The sequence below is a fragment of the Robertmurraya massiliosenegalensis JC6 genome (assembly GCF_000311725.1).
GTDB lineage: Bacteria > Bacillota > Bacilli > Bacillales > Cytobacillaceae > Robertmurraya > Robertmurraya massiliosenegalensis.
Map to the genome: position 1 here is coordinate 366,795 of NZ_HE978515.1, position 19,104 is coordinate 385,898.

Annotated in this window: 17 protein-coding genes and 1 pseudogene; 2 read left to right on the plus strand and 16 right to left on the minus strand. The window is 37.7% G+C overall.

The window, feature by feature from the left end; all coding sequences use genetic code 11:
* Positions 1-228: 228 nt before the first annotated feature.
* The 10 genes from BMSHG_RS18150 to BMSHG_RS18195 form a co-directional block, all read right to left on the minus strand.
* Positions 229-1,023, minus strand: a complete 795-nt coding sequence (locus BMSHG_RS18150) for an HAD family hydrolase (protein ID WP_019155889.1) — start codon at positions 1,021-1,023, stop codon at positions 229-231.
* 7 nt (positions 1,024-1,030) lie between these two features.
* Positions 1,031-2,137, minus strand: a complete 1,107-nt coding sequence (locus tag BMSHG_RS18155) for a cysteine protease StiP family protein (protein WP_019155890.1) — start codon at positions 2,135-2,137, stop codon at positions 1,031-1,033.
* Positions 2,122-3,483, minus strand: a complete 1,362-nt coding sequence (locus BMSHG_RS18160) for a phosphoribosyltransferase family protein (RefSeq protein WP_019155891.1) — start codon at positions 3,481-3,483, stop codon at positions 2,122-2,124. Before BMSHG_RS18160 ends, BMSHG_RS18155 begins: the two co-directional genes overlap by 16 nt.
* On the minus strand, positions 3,437-4,624 hold the full coding sequence (locus BMSHG_RS18165; protein WP_019155892.1) for an HpcH/HpaI aldolase/citrate lyase family protein: 1,188 nt from the start codon (positions 4,622-4,624) through the stop codon (positions 3,437-3,439). The genes BMSHG_RS18160 and BMSHG_RS18165 overlap by 47 nt, the downstream gene beginning before the upstream one ends.
* A 94-nt stretch (positions 4,625-4,718) precedes the next feature.
* Positions 4,719-5,489: a TerC family protein gene (locus BMSHG_RS18170; RefSeq protein ID WP_019155893.1), complete on the minus strand. Its 771-nt coding sequence runs from the start codon at positions 5,487-5,489 to the stop codon at positions 4,719-4,721.
* A gap of 89 nt (positions 5,490-5,578) precedes the next feature.
* Positions 5,579-6,160 carry a TerD family protein gene (locus BMSHG_RS18175; protein ID WP_019155894.1) on the minus strand — a complete coding sequence of 194 codons (582 nt, stop codon included), beginning with the start codon at positions 6,158-6,160 and terminating at the stop codon, positions 5,579-5,581.
* Between the two features lie 221 nt (positions 6,161-6,381).
* The gene (locus BMSHG_RS18180; RefSeq protein ID WP_019155895.1) at positions 6,382-6,969 is read right to left on the minus strand and encodes a YpjP family protein; all 588 of its coding nucleotides are present in this window, start codon (positions 6,967-6,969) and stop codon (positions 6,382-6,384) included.
* 4 nt (positions 6,970-6,973) lie between these two features.
* Positions 6,974-8,155: an LL-diaminopimelate aminotransferase gene (locus BMSHG_RS18185; protein ID WP_019155896.1), complete on the minus strand. Its 1,182-nt coding sequence runs from the start codon at positions 8,153-8,155 to the stop codon at positions 6,974-6,976.
* Between the two features lie 254 nt (positions 8,156-8,409).
* Positions 8,410-9,186, minus strand: a complete 777-nt coding sequence (locus tag BMSHG_RS18190) for a class I SAM-dependent methyltransferase (RefSeq protein WP_019155897.1) — start codon at positions 9,184-9,186, stop codon at positions 8,410-8,412.
* 75 nt (positions 9,187-9,261) lie between these two features.
* Positions 9,262-9,696 carry a BrxA/BrxB family bacilliredoxin gene (locus BMSHG_RS18195; protein ID WP_019155898.1) on the minus strand — a complete coding sequence of 145 codons (435 nt, stop codon included), beginning with the start codon at positions 9,694-9,696 and terminating at the stop codon, positions 9,262-9,264.
* Positions 9,697-9,900: 204 nt separating this feature from the next.
* Between BMSHG_RS18195 and BMSHG_RS26485 the strand changes: the two genes are divergently transcribed.
* Positions 9,901-10,728, plus strand: coding sequence for a polysaccharide deacetylase family protein (locus BMSHG_RS26485; protein WP_019155899.1), 828 nt, complete (start codon positions 9,901-9,903; stop codon positions 10,726-10,728).
* Positions 10,729-10,774: 46 nt separating this feature from the next.
* On the opposite strand, the gene BMSHG_RS18205 is transcribed toward BMSHG_RS26485, so the two are convergent.
* The 5 genes and pseudogenes from BMSHG_RS18205 to BMSHG_RS18225 form a co-directional block, all read right to left on the minus strand.
* Positions 10,775-11,899 (minus strand): conserved virulence factor C family protein, encoded by a 1,125-nt coding sequence (locus BMSHG_RS18205; RefSeq protein WP_019155900.1) that lies wholly within the window; start codon positions 11,897-11,899, stop codon positions 10,775-10,777.
* Positions 11,900-12,009: 110 nt separating this feature from the next.
* Positions 12,010-13,895, minus strand: a pseudogene (locus tag BMSHG_RS26490) (ABC-F family ATP-binding cassette domain-containing protein).
* 144 nt (positions 13,896-14,039) lie between these two features.
* Complete coding sequence (locus BMSHG_RS18215) at positions 14,040-14,894, minus strand: DegV family protein (RefSeq protein WP_019155901.1); 855 nt, start codon at positions 14,892-14,894, stop codon at positions 14,040-14,042.
* Between the two features lie 99 nt (positions 14,895-14,993).
* Positions 14,994-15,515, minus strand: a complete 522-nt coding sequence (locus tag BMSHG_RS18220; RefSeq protein ID WP_019155902.1) for a hypothetical protein — start codon at positions 15,513-15,515, stop codon at positions 14,994-14,996.
* A 59-nt stretch (positions 15,516-15,574) separates the two neighbouring features.
* A complete protein-coding gene (locus BMSHG_RS18225; RefSeq protein ID WP_019155903.1) occupies positions 15,575-17,263 on the minus strand; it encodes a formate--tetrahydrofolate ligase in 1,689 nt (562 codons plus the stop codon).
* Between the two features lie 156 nt (positions 17,264-17,419).
* Here BMSHG_RS18225 and metA point away from each other — a divergent pair, with 156 nt between their 5' ends.
* Positions 17,420-18,328: a homoserine O-acetyltransferase MetA gene (metA, locus tag BMSHG_RS18230; protein ID WP_019155904.1), complete on the plus strand. Its 909-nt coding sequence runs from the start codon at positions 17,420-17,422 to the stop codon at positions 18,326-18,328.
* A gap of 65 nt (positions 18,329-18,393) precedes the next feature.
* Here the strand turns inward: metA and BMSHG_RS18235 are convergent, their stop codons facing one another.
* Positions 18,394-19,089, minus strand: a complete 696-nt coding sequence (locus tag BMSHG_RS18235; protein ID WP_019155905.1) for an AIM24 family protein — start codon at positions 19,087-19,089, stop codon at positions 18,394-18,396.
* Between the last annotated feature and the right edge of the window lie 15 nt (positions 19,090-19,104).

Sequence of the window (19,104 nt, forward strand, 5' to 3'; positions counted from 1 at the left end):
GGGGACCTCCAAAAGGAGTTAACCACAATAGAAGATATTATGTTTTCTCGAATTTTTGTTTATATGGATTTTTTCCTTTTGTCGTTTATTTTTTCTTATATGCTTTATCCATTACATCAGTCTTTAACGCTATCCCTACTTATCTTTATTGGGTTTGGTTTGTTATGCTTTAGTTTCTATTCTCTTTTAGGACTGTGGAAACACGAGAAATCAGCGAAACCATAATTCTTACTTATGTTTACTTTCCAAGATCGTATGGATCGATTTTAACAGTTCTTCCCCACCTTTAACACCAAGCTGTTCAATTACGTTGTAATGCTCTTTAAGGGGATACCGGTTAAGTTCACCATGTCCAAGAACGAATGGATGCTGACAAAATTGCAGGAAATCATCGTCTAACAACGAATCACCCGCTCCAATTACGGTCGAAATCCCTTCTCGTTCCTGTATATACTTAATCGCACTCCCTTTTGACAAAGGTTTCGGGACGAAATAGAGTTTTTTCCCTTGTAAGGAAACACGCCATCCTCTTTCCTCGGCAAAATGGGTAAGCTCAGACAAAAAATCGGAAGTGATTTCTTTTTCCAAGTAATAATACACAAATCGCTCTTCTACAAATCTCAAGTCTCCATCGATTGCGAATTGGTGTACGAGCAAATCAACTAGTTCCCCCATGGATACGGAAGAGCTTCTTATTGCTTTTGAGATTTTCTCGTCCCATTCTCTTAACTGGTCCCCATTATAAAGAATAATAGCCCCATTCGTTGTCACTGCATACTGATGTTCGATCCCTTGAAAGGATACTCTTTTATATTGGCTAAGTGATCGAGTGGTAACGGGTACAAACATTAGCCTAGAAGATAGTTTACCTAAATAATCTAATGCTTTTTTTGACATAAATGAAACTTCTTTGTCCTCTTTTCTCTCTACTGCAATAAGCTCTAACTCTTCTACTAACGAATATTCTTCCATCGCACGTTTTGAGTATATGAGCGTTCGATCGAGGTCTGATGCAAACATCATACTTTTTTTACCTCACATTCTTTATTAGGCCACAGCATGTATAATCCATATTTGGGTAATGTTCTACCGGTACACCACGCTCCTCGCAAAGCATCAGGATATGCTTAACGTATGGACTTTCCCAGTCTTTAACAAGAATTTTCCATGGCACTCTTCTTAATAGAACTCGAGTCGTCTCGCCAACTCCTGGTTTAACAAAGTTAATATCATCAATATCAAACTCTTTCATCATTCGCTTTACCGTCTCAATACCTGAAAAGGTAACTTCTTCTGACTGTGTAAAATGCTCCATTTCCCGAGAAACTTCAGCACTAATAGATGGGAACTGTGCTGTAATTGTCTCTACATATAAGTTTGATAAGTCTTCCTCTTCTAATTCCTTATAATATTTCGCACCATGGAAATCATTGGGACCAATAAACTTGCGATTTAATACGGTTCTACTGACAAGTCCAGAAACAGTCGAATTTAGACAAGCGCTTGGGATGATAAAATCATCACGAGTTCCAAATAGCGTTGTACAATGACCAGGATCTGCTAATACAGCTAATGTATCATCGAGCTCGATTCCTTCGTTGTTTTTTAAATCCTGACATGTTTTGGTGAGTTCAATCGAAATAGCCCCTTTTCCAGTCCATCCATCAATAAATTGTAGCTTTCCTTCTGGATGATGATGAAGTATATATTTAATCGCATTAAGATCAAGACCTCTGCCTCTAATGATCGAAATACTATAATGAGGAACATGTATGTCATATTTCCATTCCATATACCTTTTAATGAGAATTCCGATCGGCGTCCCCGCTCTTGCTAGTGATACAAGAACGGCATCTTTACCTTTTAAACGTATGATTTGTTCTGCAACTAAACCCACATTAAGGGCCACGATCTTTTTATATTCGTCTAATGTATCATGGAAAAGCTTTAAATATTCTTTTGGCGGTTGGTACTCAACTGGTAGCGATTCACTATAATGCTCGCCTGATTGGATTCTTTTTTCCCTCGATTCTGTGGAGCCTTCTAAATGGATCTCACTTAAGTCCTTTAATAGAAATTTCACATCTTCTTCAGAGTAGGAACCTATTTTACGATATGAAGCTAATACTGGATCCATTTAGAGGCACCTTCCTTCTCACTTAAATACACGATTTTGATATCTGTAATTTGTGTTTTCTTCAATTCGTCTAACTTCGGACGTAATTGTTCAAATTCAACTTCTTTTTCCAAAAAAAGAAAGATATCATCATATTGATTCGGATGAATATTGTAAGCATAATGTTGCACTGAATCATCCTCTGGATTTAGAAAGGAAAAACGATTTTTGACCCCATAGCGCTCACGATGAAGTGGGTAAATCGGACTTCTTGTAGTAGATTGATAGTACACATTTTCTCCCATATAGGCGGCTATTTTCATCGGTAAATACATAAATTCTCCTGAACCAAGAACCAAGGTTTTAGAGCCATTTCTATACTTTTTTAACATCTGGGCTACTTCTTTCGTCCACTTTATAACCTCTTGTTGTTCTTCTGAAGTAATCCCGAACCTACCTGTAAAACGGGTATATGGAGCATTTTCATGGCCATTGATGTAAATAGCTGATGGCAATGCAACAGGGATAGAAATGATTTGCTGTTTGACCTGTAATGCATCATCTGTTACTTCTTGCACATTCGCCTGTTCAATTGTTCCTTTTACATCAACCGTACCTTTTATTAAACTTACTGAACGAATCGTTATCCCAAGCTCTTTCTCCAACGCTTGAAACTGTTGCAAATGCTCTTTTAAACGCCAATCGAGGATAGATACAATCGTATACGTATCCCTGGGGAATTTTTCATGGATGGAACGAATGATGTTTATCGTTGTTCTTCCGGTTGTAATTTCATCATCTACTAAAATAATCTCATTATTACGATCTAACCATTCTGGTTGCAGATAGGCTCGATGAGAGGTTGCATGAGAATGTTCCTCTTCAAACGTAATAATTGGCTCCACGTCCAATAATTGCTCACGAGTTGTATGAAAGTATTCTGCATTTCGAAATGCTTCAAAAAAAGCATGTCCAAGAGCGGTTGCTGTTTCAGCAAAGCCAATAATGAGTGGATGATTGCTCTCATCGACAATTACGGGGATGTCTGCTGGAAAATCATTTTGATTAAACTGTTTACGTAATTCATGAAGTCCCTTAGGTGTTATCCCTTTAACAACCTGCAAATATCTTGCTGCTAAAAGGGCTCCTACGTGAATACCCTTTTGAGGAAGAATGGGAATATGCTTGCCAAGAACTTTACTGACAAATAAAAAGGCACGTTTTTTATTAATCCTTGCCGCCATTTCAAATAAATCATCTAATGATAATTGATAAGGATTTTCTTGAATGGACAAATTTACTTTTAATTCGTCTAAAATATTATACGTAATTGTCTTGTTTGAGAAGGTCGACGTATGTGTATTCATTTTGTAGCACCCCATAAGTTTCCGATTTTAACATGATCTTTTGGGCCCAGTATAAATGAGGCTTAAGTTCATTCATTTTATTGGCAAATGAGCTTTTTAATACCCCAATTTCTCCGTTCCCTTCAGCAAGAATAAGTGCTGCATCTGTATATTCTTCATACGATACGGCATTTAATGCTTGTACAGCTTGAATATGTGTAGGGTGGATAATGGTCTTACCTACTATCCCGTTTGCGATGTCCATTAGGATTTCCCTTATGAAGCCATCAATATGACTTCCAATGATTTCCTGACGAAGCTTTAATCCTTCTTTTCCATATTTCTCTAGAAAAGGAGTCTCTCTAATTTGTGGTTTTAGTACTCTTTCAGGTGAAGAGAAATATTCCCAAACTGGGCCTGAGACGACATAAGGACTATCTAATCGTACAAACATATTGATAATATCCGCAATACAATCTCTAATCACCGCAATATCGTAAACCGTTGTATCCGAATTGCGACGAATACCAAATAGACCGGAGAAATCAGTTGCCCCAATTCGAACATTCAAAATTATGTCTTTATACTGGTCTAAGAGGCTTTTAATAGCCAGCAATTCTTGACCTCTTGTTTCTTTATAAATAATTTCTTTTGTCTCGAGAATCGGCATGGCATACATCGGAGAACTTTTACTATGTAAATGAGCTATTTCATTTAAAATGGATTCCCCATTTTCCTGACGAAACTTCGGGATGACAATTCCTGTTAACACTTCTCTTCTTGTTCCAAGTAGCTTAACTATACGCTTTAACTGTTGTCTATCTCTTATACGAATAAAGATCAAAGGGAGCTCCTCGATATCGATATACCCTCTTTCAATTCCTTCGTACAGTTGGGACAATTCATGGAGGAGCATTTGCTCAGCTTTCTCCACTTCATTATCTCCGATTGCATCCTCTAAACAGATGACGAGTGACGTTAATCCGACATGTTTTTTTGTCAAAATATCCTCGTTGATATTCTTTTTTGTTGCTGGCATATACAAAGTTCCACCTAGCCCATATGAAAGAATTTCACGAGGAGAATATTTAGTAAAAGAAGAAGGGCTTTTATAAAAATATCGCTTTAATTGATCATCAAATAAATTTGAAAATAATCTCATTTTACGTTCTCCTCCTATTATTTTATAAAAAGAAAGGGAGCGGACTAAAGTGTCTGTTCCCTTTCTCATCTGTATATGCCTTATTCATGTGTATTTAAGAGTTTTGAGCTTCAGATTCCTTGTTCTTGTTTCTGAAGTGAATGATAAACGTTACTGCAAAAGCAATAAGTAAAATAATGAAGAAGTAGATATGGTCAATATGAATATCAAAGACACCTAGTAACATTTTGACTGAAATAATTAAAATAAGTACGTATGCTGTCGTTTCTATCTCTGGAACACGATCAATGAGCTTTAAGAATACACCTGCTACACCACGCATCATCAGTACCCCAAGCATACCACCTAAAAGGAGAACCCAAATTTCTTGGCTAATTCCAAAGGCAGCTAATACACTGTCGATTGAGAAAGCAATGTCCATTAATTCAACTGCGGCAACCGTTCCCCAAAAATTACCAAACAAACGGATAAGAAGACCACTTTTATTAATTCCTTCCAGCTCATCTTCTTCTTCATTTTCTTTCCTTTTATCGATAAAGTACTTGATCGCTAACCATGCTAAATATCCAGCACCAAGTATTTTAACCCACCAAAATTCAATGAGGTAAACCCCAACACCAATGGCAAGGAACCGGAAGATATATGCTCCTAGTAATCCATAAAATAACGCCTTTCTTCTTTGTTTCTCTGGTAAATGCTTTACCATTACTGCAAGTACGAGGGCGTTATCAGCAGATAACAAACCTTCCATAATGATAAGTGTTCCAATTAATCCCCATGATACAGGATTACTTAATGCCTCCACCCACATGTGCCAATCAAAAAATTGGGCATAAGTATCTAAGATTCCTTGTATTATTGACATTCAAGATGTTCCTCCCAAAATGGTATATAAATGAATTCTTTACAAAGACTCGGCATCAGCCGAGCCCTTTTTGTCTAACATATGGTTATTTATCCAACCTGTAAACCAAAGTCTGTCGCAAGTGCTCCTAGTCCGCCTTGGTAGCCACTACCAATGGCACTGAACTTCCACTCTCCATTGTGTCGATATAATTCTCCAACAACTAATGCTGTTTCAATCGAGAAGTCTTCTCCGAGGTCGTAACGAATAAGTTCTTCGTTAGTATCTCCATTTAAAACTCTTACATATGCATTAGATACTTGCCCAAAATTTTGGCTTCTAGCTTCAGCATCGTGAATCGTAATCGTAAAAGTAATACGTTGAACGGCTTGCGGGACGTCATTTAAGGCAACCTGTACTTGCTCGTCATCCCCGTCTCCTTCACCTGTTCTGTTATCACCTGTATGTACGACTGAACCATTGCCACCAGTTGTATTATTGTAAAAAACAAAATCACTTTCAGAGGCCACTTTGCCATTTTCTCCTAATAAAAAGATGGAAGCATCCAGATCAAAATCATTCCCACCATCATACTTATTTGTGTCCCAGCCTAATCCAACGACCACTTTTGTAAGTCCTGGATTCGTTTTTGTTAAATCAACTTTTTGTCCTTTTGATAAACTAATTGCCATGTTCACTACCTCCATTTTTTAATGATTTCACTTCTTAAATGTTATCAACTTGTAACATTTTATTCTCTCCCATATAGAAGTTCTTCCATTTCCTATTATGGTATTACGATTATCCACTCTTTAAAGTTTCAAAACATGTCATTATTTTTTCATAAATGACGATGAAATTCAATTATTGAGACTGATTATATATAACTTTTCAGCACCCTCACCGAAATTTCTTAACTCATCCATTTTGGTGGCGTGTTTTTCGCCCAATAAATAGAACCTAACTCATGGTGTTCCTCAAAATTATCGATATTCGTATGATAATGAAAATTAAACCAATATCCCGCCTGTGGTGGATGATCTTTCCTCACATGAAAACGAATGATCTCTTCATTTTTCTCCCTGTCTGATATATGGAATATTTTCTCAGAATCTCCACCTGTTGGTGTTTCTGAAATGGCAAGATTTCGCATTTGACTTTCTTCATAGTCTGCAGCGATAGATTGAATAGCTTGTTCAATATTTGGTAAAATAATCTCTTTAAATTCATCTTCAATCACCGGTCTAATTCTTTCTCCAAATTTCATATATGACTGTGACTCTGCATCTTTTACTAGTTGATCAATGACATTTTCGGTCGACGGCGGATGAACGAGAGTGAATTCTTTATGTGTTGAAGAACTTTCCTGTGCTTTCGATTGAATCGTATCGCGTTTTGCGGGCTTATCATCAACAAGATCATATAATTGCGAAGGAGAAACAAGTCCAAAAGTTAAAACCGTCACCAACACAACAAATGATTTACGTAACCACTTTGGCATAAGTCTACTCCTCCCTTACGATGTGAAATAATCCACTTTTCTCTATTTGATATAATGCTTTTCTTAACGCTGCTTCCTTTTGAACGAGTGCGATCCTTACATACCCTTCGCCCCATTTTCCAAATGCATTCCCAGGAGTGACAACGACTTGTGCCTTTTCTAATAATTTAAATGTAAATTCTTTTGACGTAAACCCCGGAGGAACTTCTGCCCATATAAACATGGAAGCTTCAGGAGATTTCACATCCCAACCTAAATTTCGACATCCTTCAATTAAAATATCTCTTCTTTTTCGATAAACAGAACGGTTTTTTTGTAAAAAGTCAGATGGATCTTTTAAAGCCATGGTTGCCGCAGCTTGAATCGGCAAAAATACACCATAATCCAAATTCGATTTTAACATCGTTAATAGCTTTATTACCTTGCGATTTCCTACAGCATAAGCAATTCTACAGCCTGCCATATTAAAGCTTTTTGACAAGGAATTCATTTCAATCCCGATATCTTTTGCTCCTTCAATCGATAAAAAGCTAGGGGGTTTATGATCATAATAAAGCTCTGAATAGGCGAAATCATGCAAAATGACTATACTATGTTTTTTTGCAAAAGTAATCGCTTCTTTAAAAAAATCTTCCGTAGCTACTACCGGAATCGGATTGCCTGGAAAGTTTAGGATCATTAGCCTTGCTTTTTCACACACTTCTGGCGGAATTTCGGCAAAGTCTGGTAAATATCCGTTTTCCTTTTTCAACGGCATTGGATACAATGTAGCTCCTGCCATCGAAACACCAGCTGAATATGCAGTATATCCTGGATCAGGAACAAGAATATAATATCCAGGGTTACAAAGGACCATCGGTAAATGAACGAGCCCATCTTGCGAACCCATTAACGAAAGGATTTCATGATCATTGTCCAAGTCGACATGATAGTTTCTTATGTAATAATTCTTTATCGCCTGATGAAATTCCTCTGTCCCTTTTATGGCGTATCCATACATATTTTGATTCTTTGTTGTAGTTGATAGAATATCCAAAACATATTGAGGCGGTGCAAGATCAGGGCTTCCAATGCTTAAGTCTATTAAGTCAATGCCTTGTGCTGCTTTGGCACTTTTGACATTTGATAACTCCGTGAAAATATTCTCTTGGAAAGCTAGCATTCGACTAGCACGATGTATGTCCATCATGATTTCCCCCAGAAATGATCCGATCTCGAATTTCGCATGTATAATTATAAAATTTTGCTATAAAATAAATTATACATTTTTTTACGGAATTTTGGGAAAATAAGTTTCATTTTTTTGATATTTATGATCGAAAGGAGTGTGGAAGTGTGGATTGGACCATTCTTATTGTCTTAAGCAGCTTACTTTTACTTGTGTACTTCGTTTATTTAGCTATCGCTGATTAACTTACTTACAGATACAGTGGATTTACCTCACCGTATCTGTAAGATGCCATAATGAAATTTAGCTGTTTTTCGCTTTAATACATGAAAGCCAAACTCTGCAAATCTCTCACTTTTATAATGGTCTTTTAATACTACTCTATCTTTTGCCACTCTTTTTGCATGGCTGAGCAATTCTTCCGTGATGTCTTCATATAATGCAAACTTTGTCAGGCCTTTAATTCCATCCGATTCTAAAATGGTCTCTTCGAACATGGGATCAAAGTACACACAGTCAAAACTACGAGTATCCAAGCTTTTTAAATAGTTAAGTGCGCTTTGATTTATGACTTCAATGCGCTTCAAAGCTGCATCTATTTCTGGTATTGTCGTTTCCCAGGTGTGTAGTCCATTTTGAACAATATAAGCAATAAAGGAGTTTCCTTCAATTCCGACCACTTTTCCTTCATTTCCCACCACATAACTTGCAACAATGCTATCGGAGGCAAGGCCTAGTGTACAATCCAAAACCTTTGAACCAATTTTCAGCTGACAGGCATCGATAAACGGATCGTTCTTTCCCGCTATTAATCGCTTAAGACGAAACATACTTGAATTAGGATGGAAGAAAAACGGTTTCTCGTCGCCATAAGGAAACATTTCTAACCGTTCCTTCCCTACTACAATACAATCATCCTCGTTCATTGTTTGAAGCGTAAAAACAGCACGCTTTTGTCTAGAAATATATTCAATCCCTAAATCTTCTGCTACCTTCTTTGCCTCCGCTATCATGCTCTCATTCGTACGTCCAGCTGTAGTCACAAACATATATCCACCTAAACTCTCATCTTAATCTTATTAGTGAATTGAAAAAGGATGCCCCATGACATCCTTTTCATCATCTTAGCAATGATTTTCAAAAGCTACTAATAGGTTTTCCATGATCGTTTCCATTGTGTTATCTTCAATATCGTCTCTTGGGATAAAGTGAACAACCTCTTTGCCTTTAAGAATTGCCATTGATGGTGAAGAAGGCTCATATCCCTCAAAGTACTCACGCATTTTTGCTGTTGCTTCTTTTTCTTGTCCTGCAAAAACAGTCACGAGCTGGTCAGGCTTTTTATCAGTTCTCAGGACAGCCTGAGTAACAGCTGGACGAGCAAGTCCTGCAGCACAGCCACAGACCGAATTAACCACGACTAAAGTTGTGCCTTCTGTTTTCTCCATAAAGTTTTCCACTTCATCTGCTGTAAGAAGTTCCTGAAATCCCGCTTGGACAAGCTCTTCACGCATTGGACGAACCATTTGCTTCATATATTCTTCATATGCCATTGACATAATGAACATCCCTCCTAAATTGATTTCCACTATTAGCATACTATATTGTACAGCATTGAAGCAATTTGCGAGCTTTGGTTATGCATAATAAATTGAATATTCATAATATTATAACTTCCAAATTTTGTCGAATTCCTCTATAAATTTGTCTACTATTGTCCTATTATAATAGATAGATATTTTGTAGGAGAGGAAGTCCGCAGCATGACACCTAGAAAAAGACTGATCATATTTACCACTTTGTTTTGTATTTCCTTTTTTATTTTTACTTCTTCTATTATTCTAGGAAAACACTTAACATTTGAAGCTAAAGTTGAAGCTACTACTTTAAACAAGAGCTCCTATCGGATTCATAGGGAAAAAATAAGTGAACTCTCAATAAAATCTGATATTATAACTGATAGTTTTCTAAAAAAAGATGTGACACAACCGATTTATTTAACATTTGATGATGGACCAACTGAGTATACGGAAGATATTCTTGAAATCCTAGACAGATATGAAATTAAATCTACTTTTTTCATGCTAAGCAATAATGTGCTACATAACCCCACAGTCGTACAGGCTGTTAAGGAAAAGAATCATACAATTGGTTGCCACGGGGTTACGCATCAAGTTTCTAAATTTTATAAAACAAGTTCATCTCCACTAGATGAAATGAATACGTGTAAGACATCAGTACAATCGATTACAGGAGAACCTGTCAACATTATTCGGGTACCATTTGGTAGCTTTCCGCACCTAACAACTTCACAAAAAGCTAAACTTGATCAAGCGAAATATGTGATGTGGGATTGGAATGTAGATAGTAATGATTGGAGTATCCATAATGAAAAGAAAATGACGAAGTCCGTTCTAGACCAGGTACAGAAATTATATAAGCGTGAGAGAGTTCCTGTTATCCTTTTTCATGATAAAGAAGTTACGGTTAAAGCTTTACCAACCATTATTGAGGCATTAAAGAATTTAGGTTATGAGTTTTTACCTATTGATGAAAAAGATATTCCTGTCCAATTCAAAATTCAGTCATAAAAGAAGAACAGCTCCATATGTGGAGCTGTTCTTCTTTTACAATTTTTTATTTATTTCTCATTTCCGTCATTTGCTTCCAGACCGAACCTTTTGCCTCTTCTCCATGCTCAATTCTTTCAATTGCTAGTTTGATTTGCATGCTAACTTCAAATTCCGGATCCTCTTCGGCAGCTTTTAATGCTGGCAATGCTTTTTCGTCTCCGACCTCATAGAGGAACATTGCTGCTCTCCAACGTACAAGCTTACTCTTATCTGTTAAAGCTTCTGCCATTTCAGCTGCTGCTTCTTCAAAACCTAAGTCAGATAGGCAGTCACCAGCCGTTCTTCTCACGGTAACGGATTTATCCTTTAGTGCCTTATATAATAAAGGTAAAACCAGCTTATCTTCAATCATTCCTAAATAGACGGTTGCAAGTCTTCTGATAGAAGCTTTTTCATCTGCTAGAGCCTTATCTAAAAGGGGTAAATCCTCTATTGTTGGATCTTCCATTTGCTCCAACAACTGATAACGTTTTTGCCAATCCGGTTCATGTAAATCTTCTGATGAAACCTTTATTTTTTTTCGTGGTTGTAGTTGTACTACCGGATCTGAACTCTTTGCTTGCGACGCAATATCCTGCAAACGTTCTTCTGGATACGCTGCGATAAGTTCTTCAACCACCTCATGGCCGATTTCATCAAACTCACCGTAACGAACTCCATGTTCCTTCCACTTTCGCTGTAAAATATAGTTTTCGTCATCTTGAAGTTCTGCTACGAGTTTCGTAAATTGTTCAGGCATCCCAAATCGTTTTTCTTCTGTCCCATCTGTCAATTTCACTTGAAGAGGAATTCCCTTGTACATTTGAACCTGAACTTGGATTTCCCCAAAATGTTCATCCATCCTTTGATGGGTAGAATGTTGTCCATCCTCATCTTCTCCAAAAGCCTTTCGTACTTGTGGGAGAAGATCTTTCCAGTCAAATTTTGCATTGCGCTCAACCGCTAAAAAGTCAGCAACATGATAAACACCTTTGATCCCTTCAATATTTAGAATCTCTTGCACTACTTTCGGAGCCCCTTCGATTGTATCTTTCTTATAATTATTGCTCTTCCCCATTGGAAGTTGCTCATCCAAATTAATTTTCATTGTATTTGGACTTGGAGTAGGTTCAATAGATTTGATTTTCATAATTTCACCCTTTTTACTGGCCATTTTTCGCCAAGTTGTATCGTTTTAATTATTTATTATCGTATCATAAGTACCTAGATGGAACACATTATTGTGCTCAAACATGATCATTACTCATTTTCCATAAGTTCAGATAAGTAACTCCATCTTTCAATTAAATATTCCAGTTTTTCATTTAAGCGGTTTTCTTCATTCATTAGAGCCTGCGCCTGCTCAAAATCACTTCCCGTTTGGAGCATTTCCTCTGATATTTGTTTCAAACGTTCTTCTACAGCAGTTATATCGTCATCGATTGATTCCCATTCCAATTTCTCTTTGTACGATATTTTTTCTTTTTTGGTTTGTCTTCCAGGACTACTTTTTCCTTCTGAGTGGTCGCTTCCTTTACATTCTGCTGTGCGGACTGACTTTCTAAGAGCTCCGTATAATTGCCATAAAATGAATCAATATTTCCGTCTCCATTTAAAATCAGAAGTTGCTCTGCGACTTTATCAAGAAAATAACGATCATGGGAAACCGTTATGACCACCCCTGGAAAGTCCTCTAAATAATCCTCTAAAACGGTTAGTGTTTGCGTATCTAGATCATTTGTTGGCTCATCAAGCAATAAAACATTAGGCTCAGACATCAGTATTTTCAATAAATACAGCCTGCGTTTTTCTCCACCTGATAACTTACGAATCGGTGTTCCATGGGTATAGGAAGGAAATAAAAAACGTTCAAGCATTTGTGTTGCTGAAATCGTTTTTCCATCTGAAGTATTAACGACCTGAGCGGTTTCCTTCAAATATTCGATCATTCGTTTATTCTCATCTAAATCTTCATTTTCCTGGGTATAGTAGGCAATTTTCACCGTTTGACCAATGATATATTCTCCAGAATCTAATGGTAGCTTTCCAGCTAAGGTGTTTAACAATGTTGATTTGCCTGTTCCATTTCTACCTACAATTCCGATGCGATCTCCTGGCTTTACCAATAAATCAAAATCCTTTAAGATCACTTGGCTTCCGTAAGCTATATAGGCATCCTTTAATTCAAAGACTTGCTTCCCTAACCGACTTCCTGAAAGGGATATATCGAGCTTTTCTGTTGATTTCACGGAAGAAATTTGCTCATCTAAGCTTTCAAATCGGCCAATTCTCGCTTTTTGTTTCGTTGTACGTGCTTTTGCTCCACGGCGAATCCATTCCAGCTCTCTACGAAATAAATTTCGTTGTTTTTCTAAAGTTGCCGCTTCATTTTCTTCGCGTATGGCTTTCGCTTCAAGAAATGCCCCATAGTTCCCTTTATAGCTATATAGCTTTCCACCATCTAATTCAAACATTCGATTCGTGACTCGATCGAGAAAGTAACGGTCATGGGTAACGAGTAACAACGCACCACTATACCTACTTAAATATTCCTCAAGCCATTTAACCGATTCATAGTCAAGATGATTGGTAGGTTCATCTAATATTAATAAATCAGCATCTCGAATTAGGACTTGTGCTAGTGAAACTCTTTTCTTTTGCCCACCTGAAAGCGCCGCAATCTTTTTATTAAAATCGGAAATTCCTAGCTTTGTTAGAATCGTTCTTGCATTTGTACCTACATCCCAGCCATTAACAGCATCCATCTTTCTTTGTAAGTCAAATAGTTTTTCCTGATATTCAGTTCGATTTGGATCTTCTTCTAAAGCGAGCAGTGCTTGCTCATATTCTTTCACCACTCGTAGAATTGCTGACTCTCCTGCAAACACTTGGTCAAGAACAGTTAAACTTTCATCCAGGATAGGAGATTGGGAAGCATAGGCAATTTTATAGTCCTTCGGCATCGTCACTTCGCCAGCATCTGGTTCATCGATCCCTGCCACAATCTTCAGTAAGGAAGACTTACCAGTACCATTAACTCCAATTAAGCCAATTCGTTCTTTCTCCGTAATCGTAAATGATATATCCTGAAATAATTCCTTTTCTCCATACGTCTTCGTCAAATTTTCTATCGTTAACATCTTCATGTTTAAAACCAATCCAATCATCAAGTATTATCCGTCCTCCATTTTATCATAAAGCGAACAAACCTTGTACTTGAGGCGATCTACCAATAAAAACAAAAGGGATTCAGAATGAAGTCACTCCGAATCCCTTTTGATTAATCTTAATTAATTTTCATCTAAACCATTATACCAACTAATTCCAATTGTATGTTCACCTGCATGGACTCCGACCGTTGCCCCTATCGGATGACAACTAAAACGTAACGAAGGAAAATGAAGTTGCAGTTCTTCCTTCCATTTTAAAGCTGCTTCCTGATGGAGTCCATACAAAATATATACCTCATGAATGTTGAATTTTTCATAAGACTCACGCAAATAACTGAGGATTTTGTCCATTGCTTTCTTCTCACTACGCGCTTTGTCCTTTATCGAAAGGACTCCATCAGATATTTGAATAATAGGCTTTATATTTAGCATACTGCCTAGAAAATATCGCATTCCCGACATTCTTCCACTACGATGCAGTTGTTCAAGGCTGCCTACTAACACATACACTTCGTATGTCTCTCTTAATTTTTCAATTTTTTCTTTAATCGATTCAGTACTCAAGCCTTCTTTTAACCATTTCATCCCCTGTTTAATTTGAACCGTTAATGGATAAGACAAAATTTTGGAATCGATTGTCGTTACTGGGATGTCAACCAACTGGGCTGCTTGTTCACTGGACGACACCGTACCACTTAATTTTGCTGAAACAAGTATCGGAATAATCTCCTCATATTCTAGGCTAAGCTTGTCAAATAGCTGCTTAAATTCTCCCACTGATGGTTGAGACGTTTTTGGTGGAGTTTTTAATGATTTCAATCTTTCATATAGTTCTTCTGGTGTTAAATCTATCGTGTCTAAGAACTGTTCTCCATCTAATGATATCGACATTGGAACCGCATACAAATCTGGATGCGCTTTCATTTCGTCATCTAAACTCGCTGTACTGTCTGTTACCCACGCCACTCTTTTCAATGCACTCTCCCCCTCTACACACTATAATTATGACCTGATACTAAAGTTAGGTGCTAATTTTATTTTACACGTTCAACGGGAAGAGTGCTAGCCTAACGATTATAAAAGCCGATTTATTTTTTGGAGAGATTCAACCATATAGTCAATCATCACTATTAGATCATCTATTTGTTCTTCACCAATGAGACGATTAAATTTAAGGGATATTTCTTTCGTAATTCTATTCGTTTCTTCAAAGGGGTCATAACTAACTTTTTGTGTAAAAGTTCTCTCTGCACCCCAGATGTCGGTTAGTACTCCATTCAATTTTTTATGTAAGTCTAGACTATTTTCATGTTCCATTTTAAAAAGTATGAGAAGATTCACCCCAGCTAACCGAACGTTATGCAACTTGTGATGTAATTCTGATGCGAGATTTTCTAAAGTTGCTTCTAAAATAAGAGTACACTGGACTGACGAAGAATCCCGCTCAGAAAACGCCACCTCATAATGTCTTGATAGCTTGGCTAGATTCATCAAATCATTGCGGTCAAGGATCGCAATTTCGCCCTCTAAATCTCGGTCATACAAAGCACCTTCTAATACGACCTTCATGTTTTCAAATGCAGTTGGGTCAAACATATTATTCGCTCCTCATGAAAGGAGCGACAGGCTCATCCCCCGTCGCTCAAGTTGTAAAATTAAAATAATCCGATTGGATTTCCTTTTGCGTCAACATCCATTTTTAAAGCAGCTGGTGCTTTAGGTAAACCTGGCATGGTCATAACATCACCTGTTAATGCTACGATAAAACCAGCGCCAATCGATGGCTTTAGCTCTCGCACGGTAACGGTAAAGTCTGTTGGCCTTCCTAGCATGGAAGGATTATCAGATAATGAATACTGAGTTTTTGCCATGCAGACGGGTAGATTCCCCCACCCGAAGCGTTCGAAATCCTCCAACTGTTTTTTCGCTTTTGAGGAGAATTCTACGTTGCTTCCTCCATATACCTTTTGAACAATCGTTGTTATTTTTCCTTCAAGAGAATCAGACAAGTCGTACAATGGAGAAAAATTAGATTCACTTTTTTCCATCACTTCTAGAACTCTTTTGGCAAGTGCAATTCCACCTTCTCCACCTTTTTCCCATACCTCTGTTAGCTCAACTGGCAACTGGAATTTTGCGCATAACTCAAGAAGAGTCTCAACTTCTTTATCCGTATCTGTAACAAATTTATTGATGGCGACGACAAATGGAAGCCCGAAGCTTTGAATTGTCTCCGCATGTTTTCTTAAGTTTTCAAACCCCGCTACTAAGCCTGCAATATTTTCTTTTGCTAACTCAGCTTTTGAAATTCCACCGTGCATTTTTAATGCTCGAATCGTGGCCACGATCACGACCGCTTCTGGTTTAAAACCTGCTGCTCTAGCTTTAATATTAAGAAATTTCTCTGCTCCTAGGTCCGCTCCAAAACCAGCCTCTGTCACTACAAAGTCTGCTAATTTCGCTGCTGTAACGGTTGCAATCGCACTGTTACAGCCATGAGCAATGTTGGCAAATGGGCCACCGTGGACGAGTGCCGGTGTATGTTCAATCGTTTGTACAAGATTTGGTTTAATCGCATCCTTTAGAAGAAGTGTTAATGCTCCTTCTACACCAAGGTCAGCTACTGTTACAGGTTCTTTATCTACATTATAGGCCACGATCATATTCGATAATCTTTGTTTCAAATTGTGTAAATCTGTTGCTAAGCATAGTACTGCCATAATTTCAGAAGCTACTGTAATATCAAATCCATCTTCACGAGGCACGCCTTGAATAGGTCCACCAAGTCCAACAATAACCTTTCTTAATGCCCGATCATTCAGATCAACCGCTCTCTTCCAGACAATTCTTCTTTGGTCAATGCGCAGTTCATTTCCTTGTTGTAAGTGGTTATCAACGAGCGCAGCTAACGCATTATTGGCTGTTGTGATTGCGTGAAAATCACCGGTGAAATGAAGGTTAATATCCTCCATTGGAAGGACTTGTGCGTACCCGCCGCCTGTCGCTCCACCTTTTATTCCCATCGTCGGGCCTAAAGACGGTTCTCGTAAAGCAATCATCACTTTTTTATTCAATTTATGTAATGCATCACCAAGACCCACTGTAACAGTAGATTTCCCTTCTCCGGCTGGTGTTGGATTAATCGCTGTTACAAGAATGATTTTTCCAGATTCCTTCGTTTGAACTCTTTTAATCGAATCAGACGAAAGCTTGGCCTTGTATTTGCCGTAAAGCTCAAGATCATCTTCTGTTAAATCCAATTCCTCTGCAATTTTTAAAATGGGTTTCATTTTCGCCTCTTGGGCAATTTCGATGTCAGTTTTAAATTTCACATTCACACTCATAGCATTTACCCCCATTACATTTCATTGGTGATTTCCACATATATTGTACCATCTTTTATACACAAGATTCGGAATTAATTTGGCAAAAAGATTGATACATCATTTAAAGGGCTATATAATATAAAATATTGAAAATTCAAACAAGGAAGTGATCGTTTGCCTATCAAAATACCGAAGCTTCTTCCAGCACGTGAGATATTAGAAAAAGAGAGTATTTTTATTATGGATGAAGTTCGGGCGAATACACAGGATATTCGGCCATTAAATATCATCATCTTAAATTTGATGCCTGAAAAAGAAAAAACCGAGGCTCAAGTACTAAGATTGCTCGGAAATACACCTTTACAAGTCAATATTTCATTTTTACAAATGGCGACACATCAGTCGAAAACAACAAGTCAGTTCCATCTCGATCAATTTTATACGACATTCCCGAATATCAAGCATCGAAAATTTGATGGCATGATCATTACTGGCGCTCCAGTAGAAATGCTCCCGTTTGAATCAGTTGATTATTGGGAGGAACTAACAGAAATTATGACTTGGTCAACTACAAATGTTACTTCTACATTACATATTTGCTGGGGTGCTCAGGCTGCCCTTTACCATCACTTCGGGATCGGAAAATTCGAATTACCTCGTAAGTGTTCAGGCGTTTTTTCTCATATTGTACATGACCGGAGTGAAAAATTATTAAGAGGATTTGATGATGAATTTTATGCTCCTCATTCAAGATATACCGATGTTGATCAAGACAAAATTACTCAACATCCGGATATTAAGCTCCTTTCCTATTCAAAAGATGCAGGGCCTTTTATCATGAGTGCAGGTGGCGGCAAACAAATAATGATTACTGGTCATTTAGAATATGATGCTAGTACGTTAGGTGAGGAGTACAATCGTGACCGTCAACGAGGTTTAGACATTCATCTACCCGAATCCTATTTTCCAAATAACGATCCCAATAGACAACCACTGAACCGTTGGCGTTCCCATGCTCATCTTCTTTTTTCAAACTGGCTGAATTATTATGTTTATCAAGAAACACCTTATGTATGGGAATAGAAATTGAAAAAGCAGCCCTGACGATTTCAGGTAGACTGCTTTTTTTTGACTTGTATAAAAAATTATCAGGACTGCTGATTGGAATAATAAACTTCTTCAAATGGCTGCACAACGACAAAACCATTGCCTGAGAACTTCATTTGAATCGATTCTCCACTTCCTCTTCCGATAAAGGTTTTAAACGAAACATCTGTCACAAATTCCGGTTCTAAGGTACCAGACCATGCAACAGTCGCATTCGGATCCGTATATACTGGGTTATTAGGTGTTACCAGCAACGTCAATGGTTCATAATGAGAAGTAATCGCAATCATTCCATGACCTTCTAAACGTACGTTAAATAACCCACCAGACATCATTCCAGCAATTTTTCTCATCAGTTTAATATCCCAATCAATTGATGGTTCAAAGGCTAACAAATCATTTCCATTGACAAAAATAGACTCACCTTGAAGTTGTAAAATGCTGATTTTCTTCCCTTGATCGGCCACATATAGCTTCCCATTGCCCGTAGCTTTCATCAATGATGTTCCTTCACCTGTAAACGCCTTCTTAAACAGTTTTCCAAGTCCGTGCTCAAAAATCCCTTCTCGCTCATACTTAATGTTTCCTCTGTAAGAGACCATCGCTCCTGCCTTTGCCCAGATTTGTCCATTGAGATTGATTTCAAGCATACGCGGTGTTTCAAGCTCAAACAAGCCTTCTCCTTTATCCTGCTGCTGTGTTTGTTTAACAAATTCGTTCATTGAATATCGACTCATTCAATACCCTCTCCT

Coding starts and splice junctions, on each gene's coding strand:
- BMSHG_RS18150 (WP_019155889.1), bottom strand. CDS start 1,023: ATGATGTTTGCATCAGACCTCGATCGAACGCTCATATACTCAAAACGT.
- BMSHG_RS18155 (WP_019155890.1), bottom strand. CDS start 2,137: ATGGATCCAGTATTAGCTTCATATCGTAAAATAGGTTCCTACTCTGAA.
- BMSHG_RS18160 (WP_019155891.1), bottom strand. CDS start 3,483: ATGAATACACATACGTCGACCTTCTCAAACAAGACAATTACGTATAAT.
- BMSHG_RS18165 (WP_019155892.1), bottom strand. CDS start 4,624: ATGAGATTATTTTCAAATTTATTTGATGATCAATTAAAGCGATATTTT.
- BMSHG_RS18170 (WP_019155893.1), bottom strand. CDS start 5,489: ATGTCAATAATACAAGGAATCTTAGATACTTATGCCCAATTTTTTGAT.
- BMSHG_RS18175 (WP_019155894.1), bottom strand. CDS start 6,160: ATGGCAATTAGTTTATCAAAAGGACAAAAAGTTGATTTAACAAAAACG.
- BMSHG_RS18180 (WP_019155895.1), bottom strand. CDS start 6,969: ATGCCAAAGTGGTTACGTAAATCATTTGTTGTGTTGGTGACGGTTTTA.
- BMSHG_RS18185 (WP_019155896.1), bottom strand. CDS start 8,155: ATGGACATACATCGTGCTAGTCGAATGCTAGCTTTCCAAGAGAATATT.
- BMSHG_RS18190 (WP_019155897.1), bottom strand. CDS start 9,186: ATGTTTGTGACTACAGCTGGACGTACGAATGAGAGCATGATAGCGGAG.
- BMSHG_RS18195 (WP_019155898.1), bottom strand. CDS start 9,696: ATGTCAATGGCATATGAAGAATATATGAAGCAAATGGTTCGTCCAATG.
- BMSHG_RS26485 (WP_019155899.1), top strand. CDS start 9,901: ATGACACCTAGAAAAAGACTGATCATATTTACCACTTTGTTTTGTATT.
- BMSHG_RS18205 (WP_019155900.1), bottom strand. CDS start 11,899: ATGAAAATCAAATCTATTGAACCTACTCCAAGTCCAAATACAATGAAA.
- BMSHG_RS18220 (WP_019155902.1), bottom strand. CDS start 15,515: ATGTTTGACCCAACTGCATTTGAAAACATGAAGGTCGTATTAGAAGGT.
- BMSHG_RS18225 (WP_019155903.1), bottom strand. CDS start 17,263: ATGAGTGTGAATGTGAAATTTAAAACTGACATCGAAATTGCCCAAGAG.
- BMSHG_RS18235 (WP_019155905.1), bottom strand. CDS start 19,089: ATGAGTCGATATTCAATGAACGAATTTGTTAAACAAACACAGCAGCAG.